Here is a 20,977-nt window from a genome sequence, read left to right as displayed (position 1 = left end):
TTATCTGATAACCTTCTTCTTTCGGTGCGGAATGCGGAAGCAAACATATTTCACTCCTTGAAGACTAATTATTCCTTCGGTGCGATAATGAGCTAATAACTCATAGCTGTTAACGTTTGCGTAGCATTCCGTAGGAAAGTTCCGACCATAGGAGGCTAGCTGATAGCTGACGGCTGAATGCTTACAACTTTTGTAGTAATATCATGTTCGGATAATCAGTTATAAAAAAAACTTTTGGCCTTGAACCTTTCTTTCCCTTCTGCCTTCTGCCTTCTGCCTTCTGCCTTCTGCCTTCCTTTAACTTTTAACTTTTAACTTTTGACTTTTGACTTAACTTATAATCCCCAGACTTACCCCCACTCTTACTCAACAGACAAATTAACTCAATAGAAATAGACTTTTCCAAAGCCTTAGCCATATCATATAAAGTCAAAGCTGCCACAGAAACCGCCGTCAAAGCTTCCATCTCCACCCCAGTTTCCGCCTTAGTTTTCACCATAGCCCGAATCTGATATCCAGGCAGTTGTGGATCGGCAATTAACCGAACATCTATTTTTTGTAACGGCAAAGGATGACACAAAGGAATAAGTTGAGCCGTTTGCTTGGCTGCCATAATTCCAGCCAATTTAGCAGTTCCTAAAACATCACCTTTTGGCGCATTACCAGTTTGAATAGCTTCAAATGTTTCTCTTGACATCCGTACTTGTCCACCTGCTTCAGCCTGGCGCACAGTAGGAACTTTAGCAGATACATCAACCATTTGAGCCTCCCCCTCTTTGTCCAGATGAGTCAAACTTTGCTCAAATTTAAAAAAATCTCTTGTCATTTTGTTCAAGTGTGCTATTATTTATTATTAGTGCAGAAGAAAAGCTGTTTAATTAAGCTAGATTTAGCGCTAAGAACAATGGGGGCCTGTAGCTTAGTGGATAGAGTGCGTGGCTACGGACCATGAGGTCGGGGGTTCGAATCCCTCCAGGCCCGTATCAATGATTAATAGCATAAGTATCTTGTCCTTGACCAGAAGCAAATCTGATGGAATGGGGCAAGTCCTTGTTTGACATGGTGATAAATGTAGCTAGTGCTAGACAAACAAGACAAGCATCCAGAGCAAACATACTTCTATAACTGAAACTAAATTGCTCTGCAACCAAACCTAAAAAAGGACCAGCTAAAGCCAAACCTAAATCAAACCCACCAATACAAAGAGAGAAAAACTTACCTCTTTGAGTAGGAGGACATCGGTCTGTCATTAAAGTAATCATCATTGGAATCACCAATCCAGCAGAACTCCCTCCGAGAATAGCTGCGAGTAAAATTGTGCTACTGCTATTTGCTGTCCATAACGTTAACATACCCAACAAACTACAGACGAGACCTCCACTGATAAAAATACCACGACCAAATCTATCTGAAGCTCGTCCAGTAAAAAAGCGGACGATAAAACTAGCGATCGCTCTGACTGTATAAAAAAGTCCTGCGTTAAGAGCAATTCCACTTTCTTGAATAAAAAGTGGCAGAAAAGTTACAGTTGTACCAAATACTAAACCTACCATCAACATCACAAAACTGGGAACTAAAACCCGGCGACTCCCTAATATTTGCCAGAACTTTTGTTGTTGTAACTCATTGAAAACAGGATTTGTATCGGTTTGATTTTTTCCTACTGTAGTTTTTTGTTCCCTGACAAAAGAACCACATAATAAACTCATAACTCCCAGAGCAGAACAAACGATAAATAAAGCTACATAACCACTCGCCTCTGCTAAAAAACCTCCTATTGCAGGGCCAATTCCCATACCTATAGGAGCTGCTAAACTCATATAACCAATTAATTCTCCCCTACGACCGGGAGGAGACAAGTCAGCTACCAAAGCACTATAACCAATAGTAACTCCAGCAATACTAATACCGTGAAAAGCACGAACTCCCATTAGTAAAGGAAAAGACTTTAGTAGTAAGTAACCGAGTGGAGCGATCGCTGCTGCACTTGTACCGACTATCAGGACTAACTTCCGGCTTCTCGTATCAGCTAATGGTCCCAGAACAAATCGCGATAATAATAGCCCCACAGCAAAGCAACCCATTATTAGGCCAATTTGTTGTTTTGTTCCTCCAATAAAACTTATGTAAAGAGGTAAGGTGGGTAGTAAGGTGGTTATACTTGACCAAAATAATAAGCCTGCAATGAACAACATCATTAGGCTGCGCTGGTTTTGAGGTTCAAGTGTTCGGAATACTTTCACAGTTAATTGACCCTGGATAACTTGTATTCCTATATTTTGTAACAGATTGTTAAAATTTGCCCGATCAAATGTTTCTACATAGCACTATGGTTATATTTTTGTCAATTGCTGGTTAAGCAGGGTGGAGGAAATTAGTTTGCTATGCCAGGAAAATTTAAGGGCAATCTCTACAGAAATAACGACATAATAGGCATTTTCAGCTTCATTTTGCTGTTAAGTCATAAATGGCTGTAGATTCTACTATTGTTGATAATATCACAAAATTGAGAAAAAGCTCTGAAAGTATTGAAATTTAGTGAGTTAATTCAGGAATTTTTTGATGTTTTTTGATCGGAGATTGATGACAAAATTTTGATTTTTTAAATTAAAAGCTGAAACCTATAATTAAAACTTTTTAGATATCTATGTATACTTGTTTTACTTCAAAGGTCAAACATATACCCTTGTAGGCTACTCCCCACCTCCAAATATATGATAAATATTCAACCGAATTTTATAGAAGCCATTTGAGATCTATTTAATAAGTTACAAGTCTAATACCCATCTGGGTTTGATGATTCTGGCAGTCATTTTTCATCATTTTTCGGTTTCCTGAACCCTTATAGTTGCTAGGTTCCTTAAAATGGCTTTCCTAAAGCCTTTGTATCTCAAGAAAAGATACCTAAATGGGTTCTATATAACTCCGAATTCTTGCTTCATAAAACTGATATAACATGTCAAAAACATTGAAGAATTGATGATTACTTACTGCTTCTATCGGAACTGTCGATACCACTCTGAGTAGACCTCGCCAATTAGCACTTTCTTTTTTAAATTAATTGACGCATGGTCGTTGTCTATTAGAGCTGATTTATCAAGTAAATATTAAGAGAATAAATGCTTTACAGTGTAAGGGTTTGACACTATCTAAGCCCTCAGGAATTAATTTTCGGCAAACCCATGTTAGAAAGGAGTTTCAACTCAGTTTACAAATCAGCTCTTAGACATCTCCAATAATAAAAAATAAAATTAATTATCGTATAGAAATCATTAATTCTTTGCCCCTACTCCCTACTCCCCACTCTCTACTCCCTATTTTCTGGAGATGTCTATTGATAACCCACATTATGAACAATCCTTGCGCAACGATTTTTTTCTAGCTCGTATTGTTTTTCGCATTTCTCATAAATCACCTCTATTCCATAATGGTTAAGTTTAGGGACTAGACGAACCTGTTTAATTTGTGAAGTAGGTACTAATGTTTTTAGATAAATCCCTGTTTTACTTGGATTAATAATTCCTTGTTTTAATTGCCTCTTACTGATAGCTTGTGTCGTATAAACTACAATATTTCTTCTCGTTATTTTATTTTTATATCTAGGAAGACGAGGACGAGATTTAAACTTTGATAGATTCTGTTTATAAACTTCGTTCGCTGCTAAAAAGCTTTTCCAGTTTCGATTTATTATCATCAATATTTGTTGAGATACTTTAGCTGGTATTGCTTGATATTCTGGTTGGGTAGAAAGTGTTTTTTGCAAGTCGTAATAGGATAGATTTCTTTTTTCAAAGATGAAATATTGGCGAACTAAGTAATTACCATAGTTATAGAAATTTTTCGACAAGAAACACAGTCGGTCAATTTCAGTATAAAACCGATGATTTTTTGTATGGGATATGTTTCTCAACTAATCTCATAAATCAAGGGGTTAAAATTATATTAGGATGGGAGCATTTAGGAATTGTTCTGATTATTTAGTCTGGAACTCAAGTGCCAATTTCATTATACTATTAAATAAATGGCCTTTGATTTATTAAATTTTGTCAAATATTTAGTAGCTCTTTTGCACAAATCAACGAAGATATTTGACATGATTTGACTATATATGACTATATTTACGTATAACTTTTATTATACTCAAGTTGTTACCTGAACTCATAAAAGCCTTGGTCTGCTATTGATTTTGCTAGCTTGTGGTTAGATAGTATTCCACTCACATTCAAATCTTTAATTACTACACTTCCGTGGTTCAAGGCTTGCGTATGTGGTTAATTCATCAATATGCGTCTTTGCCGATACTAGTGCAGGATGGTGAAAATAACTGACCAGTTATAAAATCCTAAAACAATTACCAAAAAATTGGGTTTAAAGCCTCCCCTTTTAAGGGGATAATAAATAAAAATTTTCCTGTTCGTCAATCCTCTCCTTGAAAAGAAGAGGTAATTCTAAATTCGCGCATTCTAAATTCGCGCATTCTTGAAAAATCAATACTTTTGAATGTCTTGAGTGTGTCTTACATTCTGGAGGGGCTGTGTGCGGAACCATTTCCGCACCTTAAAAGCGCCGTAGGAAACCTCAGAATTACACACTCGCTTTTAACTTTTGACTTTTAAATTCCGCGTAGCGACACTAGCTACTCTTCAAACCTAAAATTTTTCCTTTACTTCAAAAAACGACTTGCCATCCCCATCATATCTGAAATATCAACATCTCCGTCTCCATCAGCATCCAAAAAGCTATTTAAAATATTATTAGATGCAGGGTCAGGATTTTGAGTATTATTACCCGTCTTCAATAAATTCAGAATTAGTGGCACTAAAGTAGGCAATAAATTCTGGATTTGTGAGGGGTCAAAACCTGTTTTTTCAGATATACTCTGAACAATTTCAGTGATTTGATTAGCTGAAAATAGAGATGCAACAGCTTGGGTGTTGGAATTTGTACCTGCAAACTGATTGACAATTTCTTGAACTGCTCCATTGCCAGACTCTTCTTGTTTCTGCTGTAAAGCTGAACGTACATGACCACCCAAAATTGACATAGCAGCTTGAGTTGCACCAGAATCTCCTCCAAGATTGCTGCTTAGTTGCTGCACTGTACCAAGAATACTACTCAATTGACTTGTACTAGCTTCTTGATTAGGGTTATTAATAGCACCAACAATTTGATCAAAAAGTCCCATAATTTTTAAACTGTAATAATTGAGTTGACAACGAGCTTCAGAAAGGCCAATAACCTCTACTGAAGTCGTCTTTATTATCTATCTTAGTGACCTAAATAGCTACTACAAAATGCCTCAACTTCATCTGCAGTAGGTTGAGCAGACATTGCTCCTGTTTTAGTAGTACTTAAAGCGCCAACAGCACTAGCATAAGTGACAATTTTTTTTGCTACCCCTGGTTGCTGTAGTTGACGAATGCCATATTGGCGCAACTGATGTACAAAACCAGCGACAAAGCTATCTCCAGCACCAATAGTATCTACCACATCTATGGAAAAAGCTGGTACTTTACCTTCATTTTCTGATAGGTAGTAAGCACAACCTAGATCGCCAGCAGTTATTAATGTGCCTTCTACTGAATTTAGTTGGTAAGTAATTGCAGCAGGTTCGGTAGATTCAAATAACCATTCAGCTTCTTCTATAGAGAGTTTGACAAAATCCACTCTTTTTAGTAAGGAATATATAAGCTCTTTAGCTTCATTTGGATTTGGCCAAAATGAAGGACGCCAGTTGACATCTACCATGATTTTGAGATGGTATTGATCGGCTAATTCAAGGGCTTGGTAAATTGCTTGTCTAGTTTCAGGATAAGCTAGTCCAAGGGTTCCTAAAATTAAAAAATCACCATGCAAAAATAAAGATTCTGGTAAAAGTTCAGCTTGTAAATGGGTATCAGCAAATTCTGTTGTCTGGCGATCGCCAAAACCAACAAATTCACGTTCCCCTGCTGTAGAGTGTAATACATAGACCTTTCGTGTTGGTGCATCAGAATTTTGCTGGATACCAGTAGTGTCTACTCCCACTTCTTGGAAAAGTTTTACCAGTGTTTCGCCTTCTGTATCTTGACCTACTGAACTAATTAAAGCAGTAGGAGTCCCTAGTTTAACTAAACCACAAGCAACATTGGCGAGGGCACCACCAGGGTAGATTGTCCAAGACTGAACTTGATTTAGAGGAATTCCGGGTCTATCGGCCAAACAATCAAATAAAATTTCACCGAGACAGAGAACATGAATGTGGGTCATATTGATTAGATTATCTCAAGTTATATATAGGTGGGGAAATTATGAATATTTTAGTGATTATTAAAATCTAAGGTATAGCAGTGAAAAGGCAACAGTGGGAAAAATATTTCCCTGTCTAAGGCTTATTATCCGCATAAGTCCTAAGCAACCTAATTCTTTGCTATATATTTAAAATCAATATTTTTTTATTTTTTGAAAAACATAATTAACTAATTTTATCCTTCCTCAGCTTTATTCATACTTTTCCCACTTATAGATTGTCATTAAGGTGAATTTTGTCAAGATGTCTCTAAAATTATAATTAGGCAGATCTACATATATAGGCAAAAGTTATGACTGGTTGCGAGTCTCAAACCAAAATATCTCTTTCAGAAAGAGAACTTCAAGTTGTGGAGCTAGTGGCAGACGGGTTGACTAATGAAAAAATCGCCGAGAAACTAGAAATTAGTAAACGAACGGTAGATAATCATATCAGTAATATTCTGAGTAAAACTTCAACCCATAATCGAGTAGAACTGGTTCGTTGGGCTTTGCAGTGGGGCAAAGTATGTTTAGATAGTATCAACTGTTGTAATTTACCAGATACAACTGAACAATTGATACATAATAGCTTAGAGGGCGATCTATTGGGAAGGTAAATATTTAAGATGCAGACTGCGAAACAAAAACAACAACGTTATCAAATTAGCTGCCAAGGACTACCACTGGCAGTGTATCGAGAAGTAGCAGCTCATTTGCGTCAAGTCGGCAAAGTAAAAGTGGACTTATTTTTTCCTTCTGCCTCAGAACCATTTGACTATAAAAAAAGTCAAATAGGAGGTCTGTGTTTGGAATATATAGAAGATGCTGAAGATGCTGTCCGTCAAAAAGTAGACCAAATATTGGCCTATTATCAATCTAAATTCGGGCCTTGGGAAGCAAATCAAATTGCAGCTAATGGTGAGGGAGATTAGTCATTGCTTAAATACCAGGGACTAATGACTGTCCCCTCTCTCAATTTTTTAGTAATTATTTAGACCTCTCCGGAAAAGAGGGAGTAGGGAGTAGGGAGTAGGCAGTAGGGGGAAAGAATTGATTATTTATGTGCGATAATATTGATTTGATTTTTTATTATCGCAGATGTCTATTGTTCTCATATCTAGCCTGAAAGCGACTCTAGAGTATCAAACAAAAGTCTTAATTATCAGTAGTTAATATCAACATAATTAAATTTTTTCTAGGGATTAAGATAGAATAATTAGAGTTATCAAGCAGAATTATTAGAATTCTGAATTAATGAATTATTGAAACATCAGAGATGTTGCTATGCCACCAATACCATCTTATTTAATCCCTCTAGTAATTGTTTTAGTAATTGTACCATCTGTAGTTGCTATATTATTAAGAATTGTACTTCATTTTGACTTAGTAAATCAAGGCAATAAAGTTAGAAGACTAATTAATCAGCAGTCAGTAAATAAGCCAAGATTTATCGAATATTTAGAGGACAGATTTACAGATGCGAGTAGTAAATTAGAGCAAGTTAATACAGGAGCATTAATAGACCAAGTTTATAGTAGACAAAGATTATTTGGATTAATATCTTATGAACAAATAGAATATTTCTGTCGAATTTTACCTAATCTACTTGTGTCGTTTGGATTATTAGGTACTTTTATCGGCATTACCATTAACTTGACTTCTTTAAGTCAAACAGTTAGTGATACTAATGCTACAGATGTTAGTAGCTTACTCCGGGAATTACAAGTACCATTACAAGGCATGGGAATTGCTTTTACTAGCAGTTTAGTTGCAATATTATGTAGTGCAGTAGTTACATCAGTTAATTTTATTTTTAATACTAGCCTTGCCAAAACTAGATTAATTAGTTTACTAGAAGACTATTTAGATAATATTTACTTACAAACAATAGAAGGTCAAACTCAGCTTGATAAAGTAGTAAAAGCTGTTGCTTATTCTTTTGAAGGATTTTTAACCAGATTTGGTCAAACAGTCAGAGTAGGAGTAGAGTCAGCTCTACAAGATAAAATTCAAGAAATTCATAATGCTAATACTACTACAAGTAAATTAGCAGAACAGACTTTTGTACGATTAGGAGAAGCTGCTGCTACAGTGGCAAAAAGTTCTAAAGATTTTCAGATAGCTTCTGATAAGTTTCTCGAAGTAGCACAGACATTTGAACATAGTCAATTTCCGCAAAAGTTAGCTAATTCAACAGCAGAATTAGCTAATATTCAAAGTAATTTTTCTCAATCAACCTCGACTCTAGCTACTGCTGTTCAAGCAATAGAAATAGTAGTAATTGAACTACAGGGATATAGTAAGAGACTAGCAAAGTTTGGAGAACAAGTTACCAGTAATAATCAAACTTCATTAAAACTATTAGAATCTCATCAAAGTAATCAAAAATCTTTAGCTGAGATGATTCGACAATTACAAGAAGCATCTCAAGGTTTTCAGTTAGCGGTGGGAACTCTAGATACTTTACAAAGAAGAGTAGTATCTAAAGCAGATAATTTAGATGAAGTACAAATTCAACTCAAAACTTTAGCAAATGCATTGAATAACTCTACAGATGGTATTAGTCAGAGTATTAAATCTTTAGGAGACCAAATAGGGAAAGGTATGAGTAATCAAGCCAATCTGAATAATTCCCATTTAAGCGTCATCGCCACAAATTTACAGGAATATATCAGTCAAATGAAAGAAACTAAAAATGAAATTTATCGGCTGACACATATTATTGATAGATTAGCAAATAAGTAAAAGTGTGTTGAAAAATACATTTTTTTGAGAATAATATAGAATTATAGAATTCGGTTATACAATATATCTTTATAATTCTATAATTACTTCAATTACTTCAATATTCAATCTCCCCTACTCCCCCACTCCCTCACTCCCTCACTCCCCTACTCCCTACTCCCTATTTTTAGAAATAATTATGCGTCATCGTTCACGACTTGTTGAGGATAATCGCGACCTAGAAATTTGGCCGGCTTTTACAGACTTAATGTCTAACTCATTTATGATATTAAGTTTATTATTGCTATTAGCTATTATTAAATCTCTATTTATAGAATCAATTTCTGATGCCAACGAAAATCGCGCCCTACAACTGCAACAAGAGATTAATAATTTACAAAATCAAATTCAACAAAAGACTGGTGAAGTAACAGAATTACAAGGGCAAATTGGTAATTTACAAAATCAAGTAACAAAATTACAAGGATTAGTAACTACCTCTGAAAATGAACTAGAGCAAAAGTCAAATAGAGTCACACAACTAGAAACAGAAATTGAAAAATTGAAGTCTCCACCTGTGATAGTAATTGAAGATTCTCCGTCTCGAAGATTTGAATCAGGAAGTGCCGAAATATCGGGAGGTTTAAAAAGTTTTATTGAAGGAGATTTAATCAAACAAATAGAGGATTTTGCTAAGGAATATAATAAAGGTTATGTTATTGAAGTAATAGGTCATACTGATGGCCAAGTAAATCAGGGAAGAGGAAGTAATTTAGATACCCAATTAGAACAAGTTGCTAAGGGTAATGAATCTGTTAATAGTTTAGTACCAGGTTCAAATGCAGATTTAGGTTTGATGCGTGCTTTATCTGTTGTACAAGAACTTCAAAAAAATCCTCGTTTGAAAAAATTGGGGTTAAAATTTCGGGCTTATTCTGCAGCACAATTATATAATCCTGGTGGAGATTTTGCCGGGGCAAATCGTAATCCAAATCAAAGTCGGCGTCGAATAGAGGTTCGATTTACTCCTATTGCTGTTGAGAGGTAGGTTGGAGAGTAGGTATTAGGGGAGTAGGGAGTAGGGTAGTCAGGAGTGGAGAGTAGGGAACAAGCAAAAAATATTTACCCAGTCAATTGGACTACATTAATCTTGAGGATGCTGTAAGTATTCAACCAAAAATAATATTAAACTTTGTTAATATTTTTCTTGAGCCACGAACCAGCAAAACCAACTACCAATAACCCAATTAATACAGAAGGTTCAGGAACATCTTTAGTTGGTTGAGGAGCGGGGACATCTTCAATTGATGGAGAATCAAGAACATCTGTAGGCATATCTGATTCAGTTGATGGAGAATCAAGAATATCTGTAGGCATATCTGATTCAGTTGATGGAGAATCAAGAATATCTGTAGGCATATCTGATTCAGTTGATGGAGAATCAAGAACATCTGTAGGCATATCTGATTCAGTTGATGGAGAATCAAGAACATCTGTAGGCATATCTGATTCAGTTGATGGAGAATCAAGAACATCTGTAGGCATATCTGAAAAACTATTTGCCTGGATAAATACAGCAGAGTCGAGTTTAGCATCTCCAGCATCAGCGATCGCTAATCTAATCTTGTGAGTTCCAGGACTAAGTCCTAATGCTTGTGCAGTAAATACATTAGTAAAACCATCATATTCTATATCAAAAAATGGCCCACCATAATTAAGGTCATTGTTATTGAAAAATTCCGGGTTACTCGCAGCAGTTCCCAGAGGTCTTCCTCCATTAACTGTATTGATAGCAACTGGAGTAGATGTACCAGGAATTAGAGCAATATTTTCTCCATTGAGGAAGAAGCCAAAAACATCATTATAATCCTTATTTGTCCATTCTACATACTCTTCAGAAGCAAATACATAATTGAAGTAAAGGTCTCCTCCTTGACTTTCAAAGTCAAATTCCAGAATTGTTGCATCCTCAGTAAAAAATCCTGGAATCAACCCATCCAAATCTGAATCTCCAGGCAATTCATTGTCGGTAGTTTGCTCATCTGAATTATTAGGACCTTCAGCATCCGTAGCTGTACCTGTAGTAATAATAATACCGCTATCGATGCCAATACCAGATGATAATCCATTGGTGAAAATTCCTGAAGCACCTGCTGTACCTATATAGTTGATAGAATCTGGTGCAATGGTAATCCCACTGCCTAAGATTTCATTAACTAAATCATTGCCATTACTGGTAGGAATTATAGAAATTGCCTGGGCTGCTGTGATGCCACTGAGAGCAGCGAAAGTTGTTCCAGCCAAGGTCGTTGAAAGTTTTTTGATGAATTGTGAAATAGTCATAGCTAGATTAACCCTGAAAAAGTAAGATGTTGACATTACATAGTTGAGTTATTTGTTTATTCCTCAACATATTCTTACTATCAGTAAATTTTCGGACTTTTAGTGTGATTCTGATCTTGAAGAGGTGGTGATATTTACTTAGTATATTTGTGAACGCAGGTAATTTAGTATTGGGAAAGCGCTCAAATAGCAAAACTTATGGAATAGCAATCAATAGAGAACTGTATCTAGGTAATAATATCATGTCCGGATAATTAGTGATGAAAAAACTTATACTCTTGCTTAAACAGTAAATTTTTCTATTTTCCCTACTCCCCTACTCCCCACTCCCCCGCTCCCCTACTATTTTAATAATAAGTATTCAACCGGACATGATATAACTCCTGAGTCCCGACTTCTTCTTCATATAATGCAAAAGTAGTAGATAAGTATTTAAGGCAACAGATGCGAAAGCACTATTTTTCCTACGACATATAACTTACAATGGATAATTAACAATTGATAATTGATAATTAATTCATTCGGCTTTATTGCCTCCCCCTTTTAAGGGGAAAAAATAAATAATATTTTCTGATATTCAATCAAGAGCGGTTTTAACCAGAGGTAATTATCAATTATCAATTATCAATTATCCATTATCAATTATCCATTATCAATTATCCATTAATGAAGATATATTGCTTACGACATATTACTTAGCTTTCTTCAATAATCACAGATAAGTCGATCGTCCTCACTAACATTAGGATTAGTTTGCAAATAATCAGATACCTGTTGACAAGCTTCTATCAACAAATTATCCAGATTCAAATTCCATAAAATAATCTTGCTATCGGCATCAGCAGAAGCTAACATCTGACCGTCTGGACGAAAACTCACGCTTAAAATATTAGCCTGATGAGTATTCAAACTTTTGAGCAAAGTACCATCAAAATGCCACACCCTCAATATTCCATCTGTACTACCAGAAACCAATATCTGACCATCTGGACTGAAGTCAATACTATTGACTTGCCCTGTGTGTATGAAAGTATGTAGAAGTTTTCCATTTGTTAGCCAAATTTTGACAGTGCCATCACTACTAGCAGTAGCTATTCTCTCACGATCGTTGCTCAACTTAATGTCTCGAATTTCCGAACCGTGACCTTCTAGAGTCAATAGCAATTCTCCTTCATCACTGAGAATTTTTACTGTGTTGTCATTAGCAATTGCTCTCATTTTGCCATCCGAACTCCAAGCTGACAATTGTGGTAGCATTCCCTTTTGAGTGCCCAATAATTTACCGTTTTCGGTTTGCCAAATTTTGACACTTTGATCGCTACTTGCCGAATAAAGCTTTTTGCCGTCTTTGCTAAACTCAATTTTGTAGATTGGAGAATTATGCCCTATTAATCGCTTCAACTTATTGTTAAAGTTCCATAAAATCACTGCTTCATCAGCACCAGCGGAGGCAAGGATGTTTTCAGTAGGGCTAAAGCTGACATCATAAACTGGAGCATTGTGCCCATTAAAAACCTGTAGCAGTTTACCATCTAGACTCCAAAGTTTAACAGTATTGTCATAACCAGCAGAGGCAATAGTTCGATCGTCAGGGCTGAAACTGATACCCTGAATTAGACTATTATTCCCTTCTATTATATTGAGTAGTTTAAATTTTTTGTCTTGACGACTCCACAGAGCGATCGCTTTACCAGTTGTGGATGCTAATATTTGCCCATCTGAACTGAAATTGAGACTTTTAACTGAGGCGTTATTGTTTTTTAGAGTTTGAAGTAACTCCCCGGTTTCTAGATGCCAAAGTTTGATAGTTTTGTCGGTTCCACCAGAAGCTAATAATTGACCATCTGGACTAAAACTGACACTTTCAACCCAACCACGATGCCCGCCCAGGGTTTGTAGTCTTTGACCATCTTCACTCCAAACAATTACACTACCATCTGCACTTGCTGATGCTAGCATTTTACCATCTGGGCTAAAGCTGACATCTCTAACTTTGTGTTGATGTCCGACCAGAGTTTGTAGTAACTTACCCCCAACACTCCACAGTTTAATTGTTTGATCGTGGCTAGCAGAAGCAAGTAATGGTTTATGAGGATGGAAGCTAATACTACGAACTTCGGCATCATGGTCTGTAAATGTTTGCAATAATTTTCCTTGAGTGTTCCATAGTCTGACTGTGTTATCGTCACTAGCAGAAGCAATGAATGTACCAGTAGAGTTAAAAGTGACGCTAATTACTGTTTTTTCATGTCCATGAAGACGGTTACGCTCTTTTGACAAGTAAATTCCTTGATGCAAAGCCATTATTACTCGCATTCTGGTATCTGCACCAACGCCCCATGATTGTTGGAGTTTTTTTCCGGCTTTTATTTCTGCTATTAAAGCATCTAAACCACGGTCTGATTCAAATAATGTTTCTGAAGAAATACTGAGCAAATTTAGTTGAATTTTTCTCTCGCTAATTAGGGATTTAATTAAAAATATACCTGTTAAAATAGCAAGAATAGCCATGGCAATACTACTAAAAATAGCTATTCTTAGTCGTTGACGTAAAACTTTATTTATTTCTAACTGGGAACGCTGTTTTTCTTCTTTAAGTTCATTTTCTTGACTAGCAGTTAAGAATTTATAATCTTTGTTACTTAAACTTTTATTTGCTGCCCATAGTTGAGCATCTTGTAATGCTTGACCTCTTAATAATCGAGATTTATCCTGACAACCAGAACTAAACCAAGCTGTAATTGCTTCCGAATAGGGGCGTAATTTTTCTAATTCTTGTTCTACCCATTCTAAGTTAAATACTTCTTGATAGATGCGATTATAAACTCTTAATTTATTACCTCGTTTTACTACTAATCCTGATAAGCATAATTGAGTTTGTTCAAGACTATAGTCAGTATCAATTTCTCCCTTATTTAAAATTCGTTGATAAATTCCTAATAATCTATTAGCTGTTTGTTCGTTGTTCAAGAGGCGATCGCTAATTGTTCTTAGATGTGGTGGTTCATCAATTAATTGCCAATTTTCAATTATTTTTTGTCTGACTAAGTTTTCTATAAAAGCAGTTTCAGGATAATCTATATTTTTTTCTACAGTATTATTCCCAGATGTTATAGTATTTTTTTTGTCTCTATTTAATCCTTGATAATTATTTTCAACTAACTCTATATCTTTTCTTTCTAGTGAAGATTGGGGTGAATATAACTGAATTAACAGACAAACTTTTTTAGTTAAAAATGGCTGCCCTCCCGTCCAATCCAAAACGGCTGACATTACTACTCTAGAGTCATTAAATTTTCCTATTAAACCTAAAGTTAATGGTTGAACTTCATCTACTTTAAAACCTGTTAATTCAATTGCTCTACCAATATTAAAAGGAGTACGTTGTTTATCCATAATTAAATCTGAAGGGTTAGCCACTCCCATCATTACAAATGTTATTCGTTCATATTGTGGTTGATTTGCTCGTCTATTATTGAAATTTCTAATAACAGCAAAAAAATCATCAGCACTAAAAGGTAAATTTAATATACTATCAACTTCATCAACAAAAATTACTATTTTTTGGGAAACTTTATTTAAGAGGAAATTATTGATAAACTTATCAAATTTCTTGATATGAGAGAATTGATTATGAGCTTCCCACCAACGATCAAGATTAAAAATATTATCTAGTTCTAAACTACTAACAATACTATCAATTATTCCGGCATACCATTGTTCATTAGTAATTTCAAAAGTACCAATCCCTGTCAAATCTACGCTAGCACAAAGAATTCCTTCTGCTTGCAATCTTTGAATTGTTCTAACTCGCAAACTAGATTTACCCATTTGTCGAGAGTTAAGTACAAAACAAAACTCACTTCCTTTTATTGCTTGATAAAGCTCTTCGTCAGCTTTTCGTTTAACATACCTAGGAGCATCATTGGGTAAACATCCACCTAAATGATATTGGTAATTACTCATAAAAAAATTAGGCGATACAGCTGTCGCTAGGCTCCTTCCACAATTAATTATTAATTATTAATTACCTCTCCTTGAAAAGAAGAGAATGGACTCAAAGGATTTTTTTTCTCTCTTGGTCGATTGGATATGGCCAGGAGACCCACTTTTGACAGAGCAGCTCCGCTAACACCATCCCTAGACCGCTTGTTTCTTTTTGAAAATAGAGGTTTTAAACCTTAATTATTCGGTAAAACTACTTTTTTATTATTTTTTTTGTCAGATTTTTTTTGCCGAATGAATAATTAATAATTCAATAATTCTGGTTTAAAGTCTCCCCTTTTAAGAGGAAAAAGAAGAAATAATATTTCCTTATATTCAATTTCGTAACGTTTAAAACCCGAGGTAATTATCAATTATCCATTATCAATTATCAATTAATGAATAAAACTCTCTCTATAACCCCTATAATATTAATCGAAACCAATTAATTAAGTGATAATCATCTCACAAAAGTTCGATCAAAAATGTCTACAAATCTCTGGACTCGTCGTCATATTTTATCTCTAGCAGAATTTACACCCAATGAGTATAATATTATATTACAAACAGCAGCTAGTTTTCAAGAAGTTTTAGGTCGCCGGATGAAGAAAGTACCTGCATTACAAGGTATAGTAGTAGCAAATTTATTCTTTGAACCCTCCACACGTACCCGCAATAGTTTTGAACTAGCTGCTAAACGTTTGTCTGCAGATACTCTAAATTTTGCCCCTGGTACTTCTTCTCTGAGCAAAGGAGAAACTATCCTGGATACAGCAATGACCTATCTAGCAATGGGCACAGATATGATGGTCATTCGACATCGTGATGCTGGAGTTCCCGCAGCGATAGCTTCAGCAATGGATCGCAATGGTTATGGAGTGCGAATTCTGAATGCTGGAGATGGTCAACATGAACATCCTTCTCAAGCTTTACTTGATCTATTCACTATCTGTACGTTGTTAGACTCAACTCAACCTAGAATAGAACTTTTAGAAGGAAAAAAAATTGCTATTGTCGGAGATATTCTCCATTCTAGAGTAGCACGATCTAATATTTGGAGTTTGACAGCTTCCGGTGCCGAAATACATTTAGCCGGAACACCTACTTTACTACCTAAATATTTCGCCGAATTTGGCAAAAATAGACCGAGTAAATTATTTGTACATTGGGATATTCAACCAGCTCTAGAAAAAGCTGACTTTGTAATGACCCTACGCCTCCAAAAAGAAAGGATGAGCGAATCTTTATTACCTAGTTTACGAGAATATCATCAATTATTTGGTATTACACGCGATCGCCTCAAACTTTGTCAACCAGGAGTCAAATTATTACATCCTGGACCTGTTAACCGAGGAGTAGAAATTAGTTCTGACTTAATGGATGATCCTCAATTAAGTTTAATTTCTCAACAAGTCACCAGTGGTATTGCTGTACGAATGGCTTTACTATATCTTTTAGGCGGAAGCAAAACAGAATCTTAAATATAGTTAAGTATCATATTAGTAAGGTACAAAATTACAGATTTTAGAGAATAAGGAACAAGTAATCCAAAAAGGAGAAATCAATGTCTACCATTCTCTAAAAAATGCCATAATATAGTAGTAATATTTTTTTTGTATACAGAAACTTTATAGATATTTTAATTATGCTTCAGTTGATAGATATCAATATAAACTGCTGCATATAAACAATTATACTTAAATAATTTTAAATCAAATTACTTTATTTAAAAAAGCAAAAAATATATATAATATTGAAGCAGTAAATAACCCCTGGTTTCTCCCTAAAACAATATAAACTTTGCTACATTCGATATAATCTTTACATTACTGGAAACCAATCATTACCAATACTATGAATCCTAGCTTAAAAGTACCTTTATCTACTAAACTCAAACCAGAACAAAATCACTTTGCTATTACTATAGCTCCTTTATCTATTGCTGAAATCTATACACTAGCGGATAATCCTGCCAATGGTGCCGTAGTAGTAATGAGTGGAATGGTTCGCAATCAAACAGACGGTAAATCTGTAGTGGCCTTAGAATATCAAGCCTATCAACCTATGGCAATCAAAGTTTTTGAGCAAATTTCTAGAGAAATTCATAGTCAATGGCCAGAAGTCGAGACTGTAGTCATTCATCATCGAGTAGGACGTTTAAAAATTGGTGAAATAAGTGTGTTAGTGGCCATTGGTTGTCCACACCGTTCAGAAGCTTTTGAAGCTTGTCGTTATGGCATTGATACTTTGAAACATACAGCTCCTATATGGAAAAAAGAGCATTGGGCCGATGGGTCGAGTAGTTGGGTCAGTATAGGAGCTTGTGAAGAGCAATAGAGATAGAGATAGTATAGCGCTCTGCACAAGGCACAATTCAAAAGTCAAAAGTCAAAAGTAATCCCTGATGCTCGTTTTAGCCTTTATAAATGCTCTAACCTTTGTTTCAATACTATTGTAGTCATATCCTCTTGAATACTTACACTTAGGAGGTAAGGAAGATAGAAGGCAGAAAAGAAAGAAAAGTAAAAAAAAGACAGAAGTTTTTTTGATAACTAGACATCTACAAAAATCACAAATAAAATCAATTATTATCCATAAATTATCAATTAATATTTCTTATTTCCTGTCCTCAGTTTCTGTATCTCCTCTTTATCTGGAAATTTATACTGATTATCCGGACATGATATAAAGTCAGGAATTAGGAGTAGAATCAATTTGAATAAAGGAAAAAAAAGAGCCGGAAAAAGTTATTTAACAAATCTTCCGATCGCCACTCTCCTCAACCGAAAGTGAATTATGGGGAACTCTAGAAAACATTTATCGTCCAAGTAATCAAAGCTATATAGCAAAATTATTGAGCCAGTTCCGCTGATGAATCAATATATATCTGTACCCTGGTCTAAGGTTGAACAAACCCTTTCGCAAGTGGAATTGCCACCTGAAAAACTCTCTAACTACGATTTAGTATTGCGTTGCCAACAAGGTCATCGCCCAGACCGTGCAATCTTCGCAGAACTTCTAAATAGATACCAACTCCATGTAGATAAAATTTTGTATCATTTAGCCCCTGAATGGCAAGACCGCTCAGATTTGGCTCAAGAGGTTTGGATTCGTGTATACCGTAACATTAAAAGATTACAAGAACCAGTAAAGTTTAAGAGTTGGCTGAGTCGTATCACAACTAACCTATTTTATGATGAGTTACGGAAACGAAAACGAGTTACCCCTCCTCTATCGTTAGACGCTCCTCTGGCCTTAGATGATGGTATTATAGATTGGGAGATTGCTACGAATACTCCAGGGCCAGAAGAAGAATTAAGTACACAAGAATTTTATGATTATCTGAGGGATGCAATATCTCAACTACCAGAAGTCTTTAGGGTGACAATTGTATTGAGAGAAATAGAAGGTTTATCTTATGAAGAAATTGCAGAAATTACAGGAGTTTCTCTAGGTACTGTCAAATCAAGAATTGCTAGAGCTAGGCAAAGATTACAATTACAACTACAAAAATATCTAGATATTTGAACTATCTATATAGAAATAAGTAATTTAATTTTGAGTAAAAACTTGGTCAAGATAAATATCTAAATATTAATCAAATTTAACTCTACTAGAGCAAAAATAATTCAATTAATTAACTTTTCTAAAAAAAGATCAAGGTTTTCTTTGGTGTGAATATGAATAAAAATGTTAATTCAAATAACTTAGACAATCAATTTCAGGGTGGAAAAAAATTTATGGAACAAGATAGGTTTGAATTAGTAAGTGCATATTTAGATGGTGAAGTAAATCCATCACAACGTAGAGAAGTGGAACTTCTACTTGCTACAGATCCAGTTGCTAAACATCTCTATCAAAGACTACTAAAACTACATTCTGAATTTCAAAGAATGCCAGTACCTCCAAAAGTACAACCTGTGGATATAGTAGTAGATAGAGTATTCGATCAAATCGATCATAGATCGAAACGAAATTTTGTTTTAGGCGGTAGTGCTATTGCTGCTCTATGTATAGCATTTATATCGGGAATAATCTTAAATAGTCGGAATAACATTCTGCAGGTAGCTGAAAATTATAACTCTGAAACTGTACAAATTGCTTTAAATGAGCCTGTAATAGAAATAGTAAATCCTAATAATGTGATGCTAACTATAAACGATCCACTACTTCAAATTCCTCAACCTCCACTTGCACCAGTGAAAAATAAATAACCAACAATAAGATTGAAAAATTAAAGTAGTTGGCAAGTTATATTCCTTATAATACCTGGAATTGGAAAGATTTATCAAAATAATTGGGTCTTTAACTCCGCTGTTAACTTTTGAATTCGTCAATGGTTTGTCCAAAATCCACTAGGCAATAATTGACCGCCAAAGAACTGAACCTTTTCTGGTAACATTAGATAGCCCCAGACAGTGCATAAATATTTTCCATTAAGTCCAAAGGTATCAATTTTTTGTCTCTGGTATTCGTTGCCTTCCGGAGGGCGTTCAGGATGGTAATCTTCTAATAGGTCCAAATCTAGCAAAACCTCTGGATTTATGAATGATAATACAAATCCATGTACATTCATGTATCCTTTAGTCATAGCTGGATAGCCAAAAGGAAGTTCATACAAAAGGCCATTAGTCATTGCCGGAAAAGCATCCACAATATATTCAGCACAATAGGATTTGTAGTTTGCCTCTCCTGGTTTAAGAGTACCGTAGACAAATACTTGAAGATATTTCACTTTGACATACTACCAGAAGCTTTACGAGATGGAATTATTCCTCCTTTTTCTTTTGTGACTTTGGAGGGGGAGTTTAAGTACATTCGTAATCAATATAAGTACGAAGGTCAAACTTTTACTAATGCGACAAACGAACAGCAATTAAGAGACGCTTTGAATACAGCCATTTCAGTAAATGGTGATTGGGTAAAAGAGGCAATTTTATGGGCGCATAATCGGATGAAACGTGACCGTGATAAAGGTTTGCCTGAATGCGCTACCTATGTCAGAGTATCAAGTATTTCGGAAGCACGAGCTATGAAGGAACGGATCAAAAATCTGACAAGGGAAGATGCAGTTGTAGTTGTGTCGAAAGATGATGATAATCCTGGCTCAAATATTACTAATTTCAAATCTAAGGAAGACTCCAGTGAACTCATTGAAAAATTTGCCTCTGAAACAGGAAACAGAGCTTGTTCTTGGATTATTGGAAGGTACAGGTTGAAACATTTTTTCCCAGACATAGACAAGACTAGCGAGTGGGGAATTGATTTAATAACTGAATTGCTATTTAACAATTCAGATGCAAAGGTGAAATTATGGAGGCGATATTTGTTGGAAAATAAGGAGTTGAATGATGCTATCAGAGACAACAAAACTGTTAACAGAGCTATTTACGGTTGCTTCCTGCCTGATATTGATATATTGCATTCTGTAGTTTCTGAGTTAATGAAACTTCCTTTTCACTTGTTCGAGAACGGGGTTAGCTTTACAGGTGAATCTCCAATAGTACTGGAATTTATAGCTGCTGCTAGTAAAAGTAAGCTGCTGCCTAAACAGAAGAAACTCAGTAATATCAGATACCTCAATAACATACTTGACTTGGTAGGGTTGAGGGCTGTTAGTGCAGGACAGTCAAGAGGCAGTGACAGGAAGCGAGAG

Annotated in this window: 17 protein-coding genes and 1 tRNA gene; 10 read left to right on the top strand and 8 right to left on the bottom strand. The window is 35.4% G+C overall.

What is annotated here, in order from left to right; genetic code table 11:
• Positions 1 to 304 precede the first annotated feature (304 nt).
• On the bottom strand, positions 305 to 826 hold the full coding sequence (gene moaC / locus AC3DU7_RS01085) for a cyclic pyranopterin monophosphate synthase MoaC (protein ID WP_488037523.1): 522 nt from the start codon (positions 824 to 826) through the stop codon (positions 305 to 307).
• Positions 827 to 908: 82 nt separating this feature from the next.
• Between moaC and AC3DU7_RS01080 the strand changes: the two genes are divergently transcribed.
• Positions 909 to 981 (top strand) — tRNA-Arg (locus tag AC3DU7_RS01080).
• Between the two features lie 2 nt (positions 982 to 983).
• On the opposite strand, the gene AC3DU7_RS01075 is transcribed toward AC3DU7_RS01080, so the two are convergent.
• The 4 genes from AC3DU7_RS01075 to AC3DU7_RS01060 form a co-directional block, all read right to left on the bottom strand.
• Positions 984 to 2,243, bottom strand: a complete 1,260-nt coding sequence (locus tag AC3DU7_RS01075) for an MFS transporter (RefSeq protein ID WP_488037522.1) — start codon at positions 2,241 to 2,243, stop codon at positions 984 to 986.
• 1,088 nt (positions 2,244 to 3,331) lie between these two features.
• Positions 3,332 to 3,910 (bottom strand): nuclease/transposase family protein, encoded by a 579-nt coding sequence (locus AC3DU7_RS01070; protein ID WP_488037521.1) that lies wholly within the window; start codon positions 3,908 to 3,910, stop codon positions 3,332 to 3,334.
• Positions 3,911 to 4,663: 753 nt separating this feature from the next.
• Positions 4,664 to 5,185 carry a DUF937 domain-containing protein gene (locus tag AC3DU7_RS01065; protein ID WP_488037520.1) on the bottom strand — a complete coding sequence of 174 codons (522 nt, stop codon included), beginning with the start codon at positions 5,183 to 5,185 and terminating at the stop codon, positions 4,664 to 4,666.
• 83 nt (positions 5,186 to 5,268) lie between these two features.
• Positions 5,269 to 6,249, bottom strand: coding sequence for a carbohydrate kinase family protein (locus tag AC3DU7_RS01060; RefSeq protein ID WP_488037519.1), 981 nt, complete (start codon positions 6,247 to 6,249; stop codon positions 5,269 to 5,271).
• Between the two features lie 332 nt (positions 6,250 to 6,581).
• Between AC3DU7_RS01060 and pedR the strand changes: the two genes are divergently transcribed.
• The 4 genes from pedR (at position 6,582) to AC3DU7_RS01040 (ending at position 10,042) form a co-directional block, all read left to right on the top strand.
• The gene (gene pedR / locus AC3DU7_RS01055; RefSeq protein ID WP_488037518.1) at positions 6,582 to 6,887 is read left to right on the top strand and encodes a photosynthetic electron transport-dependent transcriptional regulator PedR; all 306 of its coding nucleotides are present in this window, start codon (positions 6,582 to 6,584) and stop codon (positions 6,885 to 6,887) included.
• Between the two features lie 9 nt (positions 6,888 to 6,896).
• Positions 6,897 to 7,202, top strand: coding sequence for a hypothetical protein (locus AC3DU7_RS01050; protein ID WP_488037517.1), 306 nt, complete (start codon positions 6,897 to 6,899; stop codon positions 7,200 to 7,202).
• Between the two features lie 352 nt (positions 7,203 to 7,554).
• Positions 7,555 to 9,015, top strand: coding sequence for a hypothetical protein (locus AC3DU7_RS01045; RefSeq protein WP_488037516.1), 1,461 nt, complete (start codon positions 7,555 to 7,557; stop codon positions 9,013 to 9,015).
• 178 nt (positions 9,016 to 9,193) lie between these two features.
• Positions 9,194 to 10,042, top strand: a complete 849-nt coding sequence (locus AC3DU7_RS01040) for a hypothetical protein (RefSeq protein WP_488037515.1) — start codon at positions 9,194 to 9,196, stop codon at positions 10,040 to 10,042.
• 137 nt (positions 10,043 to 10,179) lie between these two features.
• Here AC3DU7_RS01040 and AC3DU7_RS01035 read toward each other — a convergent pair whose 3' ends face one another.
• Both AC3DU7_RS01035 and AC3DU7_RS01030 read right to left on the bottom strand, forming a co-directional pair.
• Positions 10,180 to 11,337: a choice-of-anchor L domain-containing protein gene (locus AC3DU7_RS01035; RefSeq protein ID WP_488037514.1), complete on the bottom strand. Its 1,158-nt coding sequence runs from the start codon at positions 11,335 to 11,337 to the stop codon at positions 10,180 to 10,182.
• A gap of 705 nt (positions 11,338 to 12,042) precedes the next feature.
• A complete protein-coding gene (locus AC3DU7_RS01030; protein WP_488037513.1) occupies positions 12,043 to 15,303 on the bottom strand; it encodes a WD40 domain-containing protein in 3,261 nt (1,086 codons plus the stop codon).
• Positions 15,304 to 15,806: 503 nt separating this feature from the next.
• Here AC3DU7_RS01030 and AC3DU7_RS01025 point away from each other — a divergent pair.
• The 4 genes from AC3DU7_RS01025 to AC3DU7_RS01010 all read left to right on the top strand — a co-directional run bounded on the left by AC3DU7_RS01025 (position 15,807) and on the right by AC3DU7_RS01010 (position 19,535).
• On the top strand, positions 15,807 to 16,802 hold the full coding sequence (locus AC3DU7_RS01025; RefSeq protein ID WP_488037512.1) for an aspartate carbamoyltransferase catalytic subunit: 996 nt from the start codon (positions 15,807 to 15,809) through the stop codon (positions 16,800 to 16,802).
• Between the two features lie 373 nt (positions 16,803 to 17,175).
• Positions 17,176 to 17,658: a molybdenum cofactor biosynthesis protein MoaE gene (locus AC3DU7_RS01020; protein ID WP_488037511.1), complete on the top strand. Its 483-nt coding sequence runs from the start codon at positions 17,176 to 17,178 to the stop codon at positions 17,656 to 17,658.
• A gap of 534 nt (positions 17,659 to 18,192) precedes the next feature.
• The gene (locus AC3DU7_RS01015) at positions 18,193 to 18,849 is read left to right on the top strand and encodes a sigma-70 family RNA polymerase sigma factor (RefSeq protein WP_488037510.1); all 657 of its coding nucleotides are present in this window, start codon (positions 18,193 to 18,195) and stop codon (positions 18,847 to 18,849) included.
• Between the two features lie 152 nt (positions 18,850 to 19,001).
• Entirely contained in the window at positions 19,002 to 19,535 is a 534-nt protein-coding gene (locus AC3DU7_RS01010; protein WP_488037509.1) for an anti-sigma factor family protein, read from the top strand.
• Between the two features lie 119 nt (positions 19,536 to 19,654).
• On the opposite strand, the gene AC3DU7_RS01005 is transcribed toward AC3DU7_RS01010, so the two are convergent.
• Entirely contained in the window at positions 19,655 to 20,056 is a 402-nt protein-coding gene (locus AC3DU7_RS01005; RefSeq protein ID WP_488037508.1) for a gamma-glutamylcyclotransferase family protein, read from the bottom strand.
• Between AC3DU7_RS01005 and AC3DU7_RS01000 the strand changes: the two genes are divergently transcribed.
• Positions 20,042 to 20,977: hypothetical protein (locus tag AC3DU7_RS01000; RefSeq protein WP_488037507.1), on the top strand; the 936-nt coding region annotated here is incomplete at its 3' end. The two genes, AC3DU7_RS01005 and AC3DU7_RS01000, sit on opposite strands and share 15 nt — an antisense overlap.

The organism is Okeania sp., assembly GCF_983059655.1.
The sequence above is the reverse complement of the archived record's forward strand: the minus strand, read 5'-3'. Positions and strand labels throughout refer to the sequence as shown.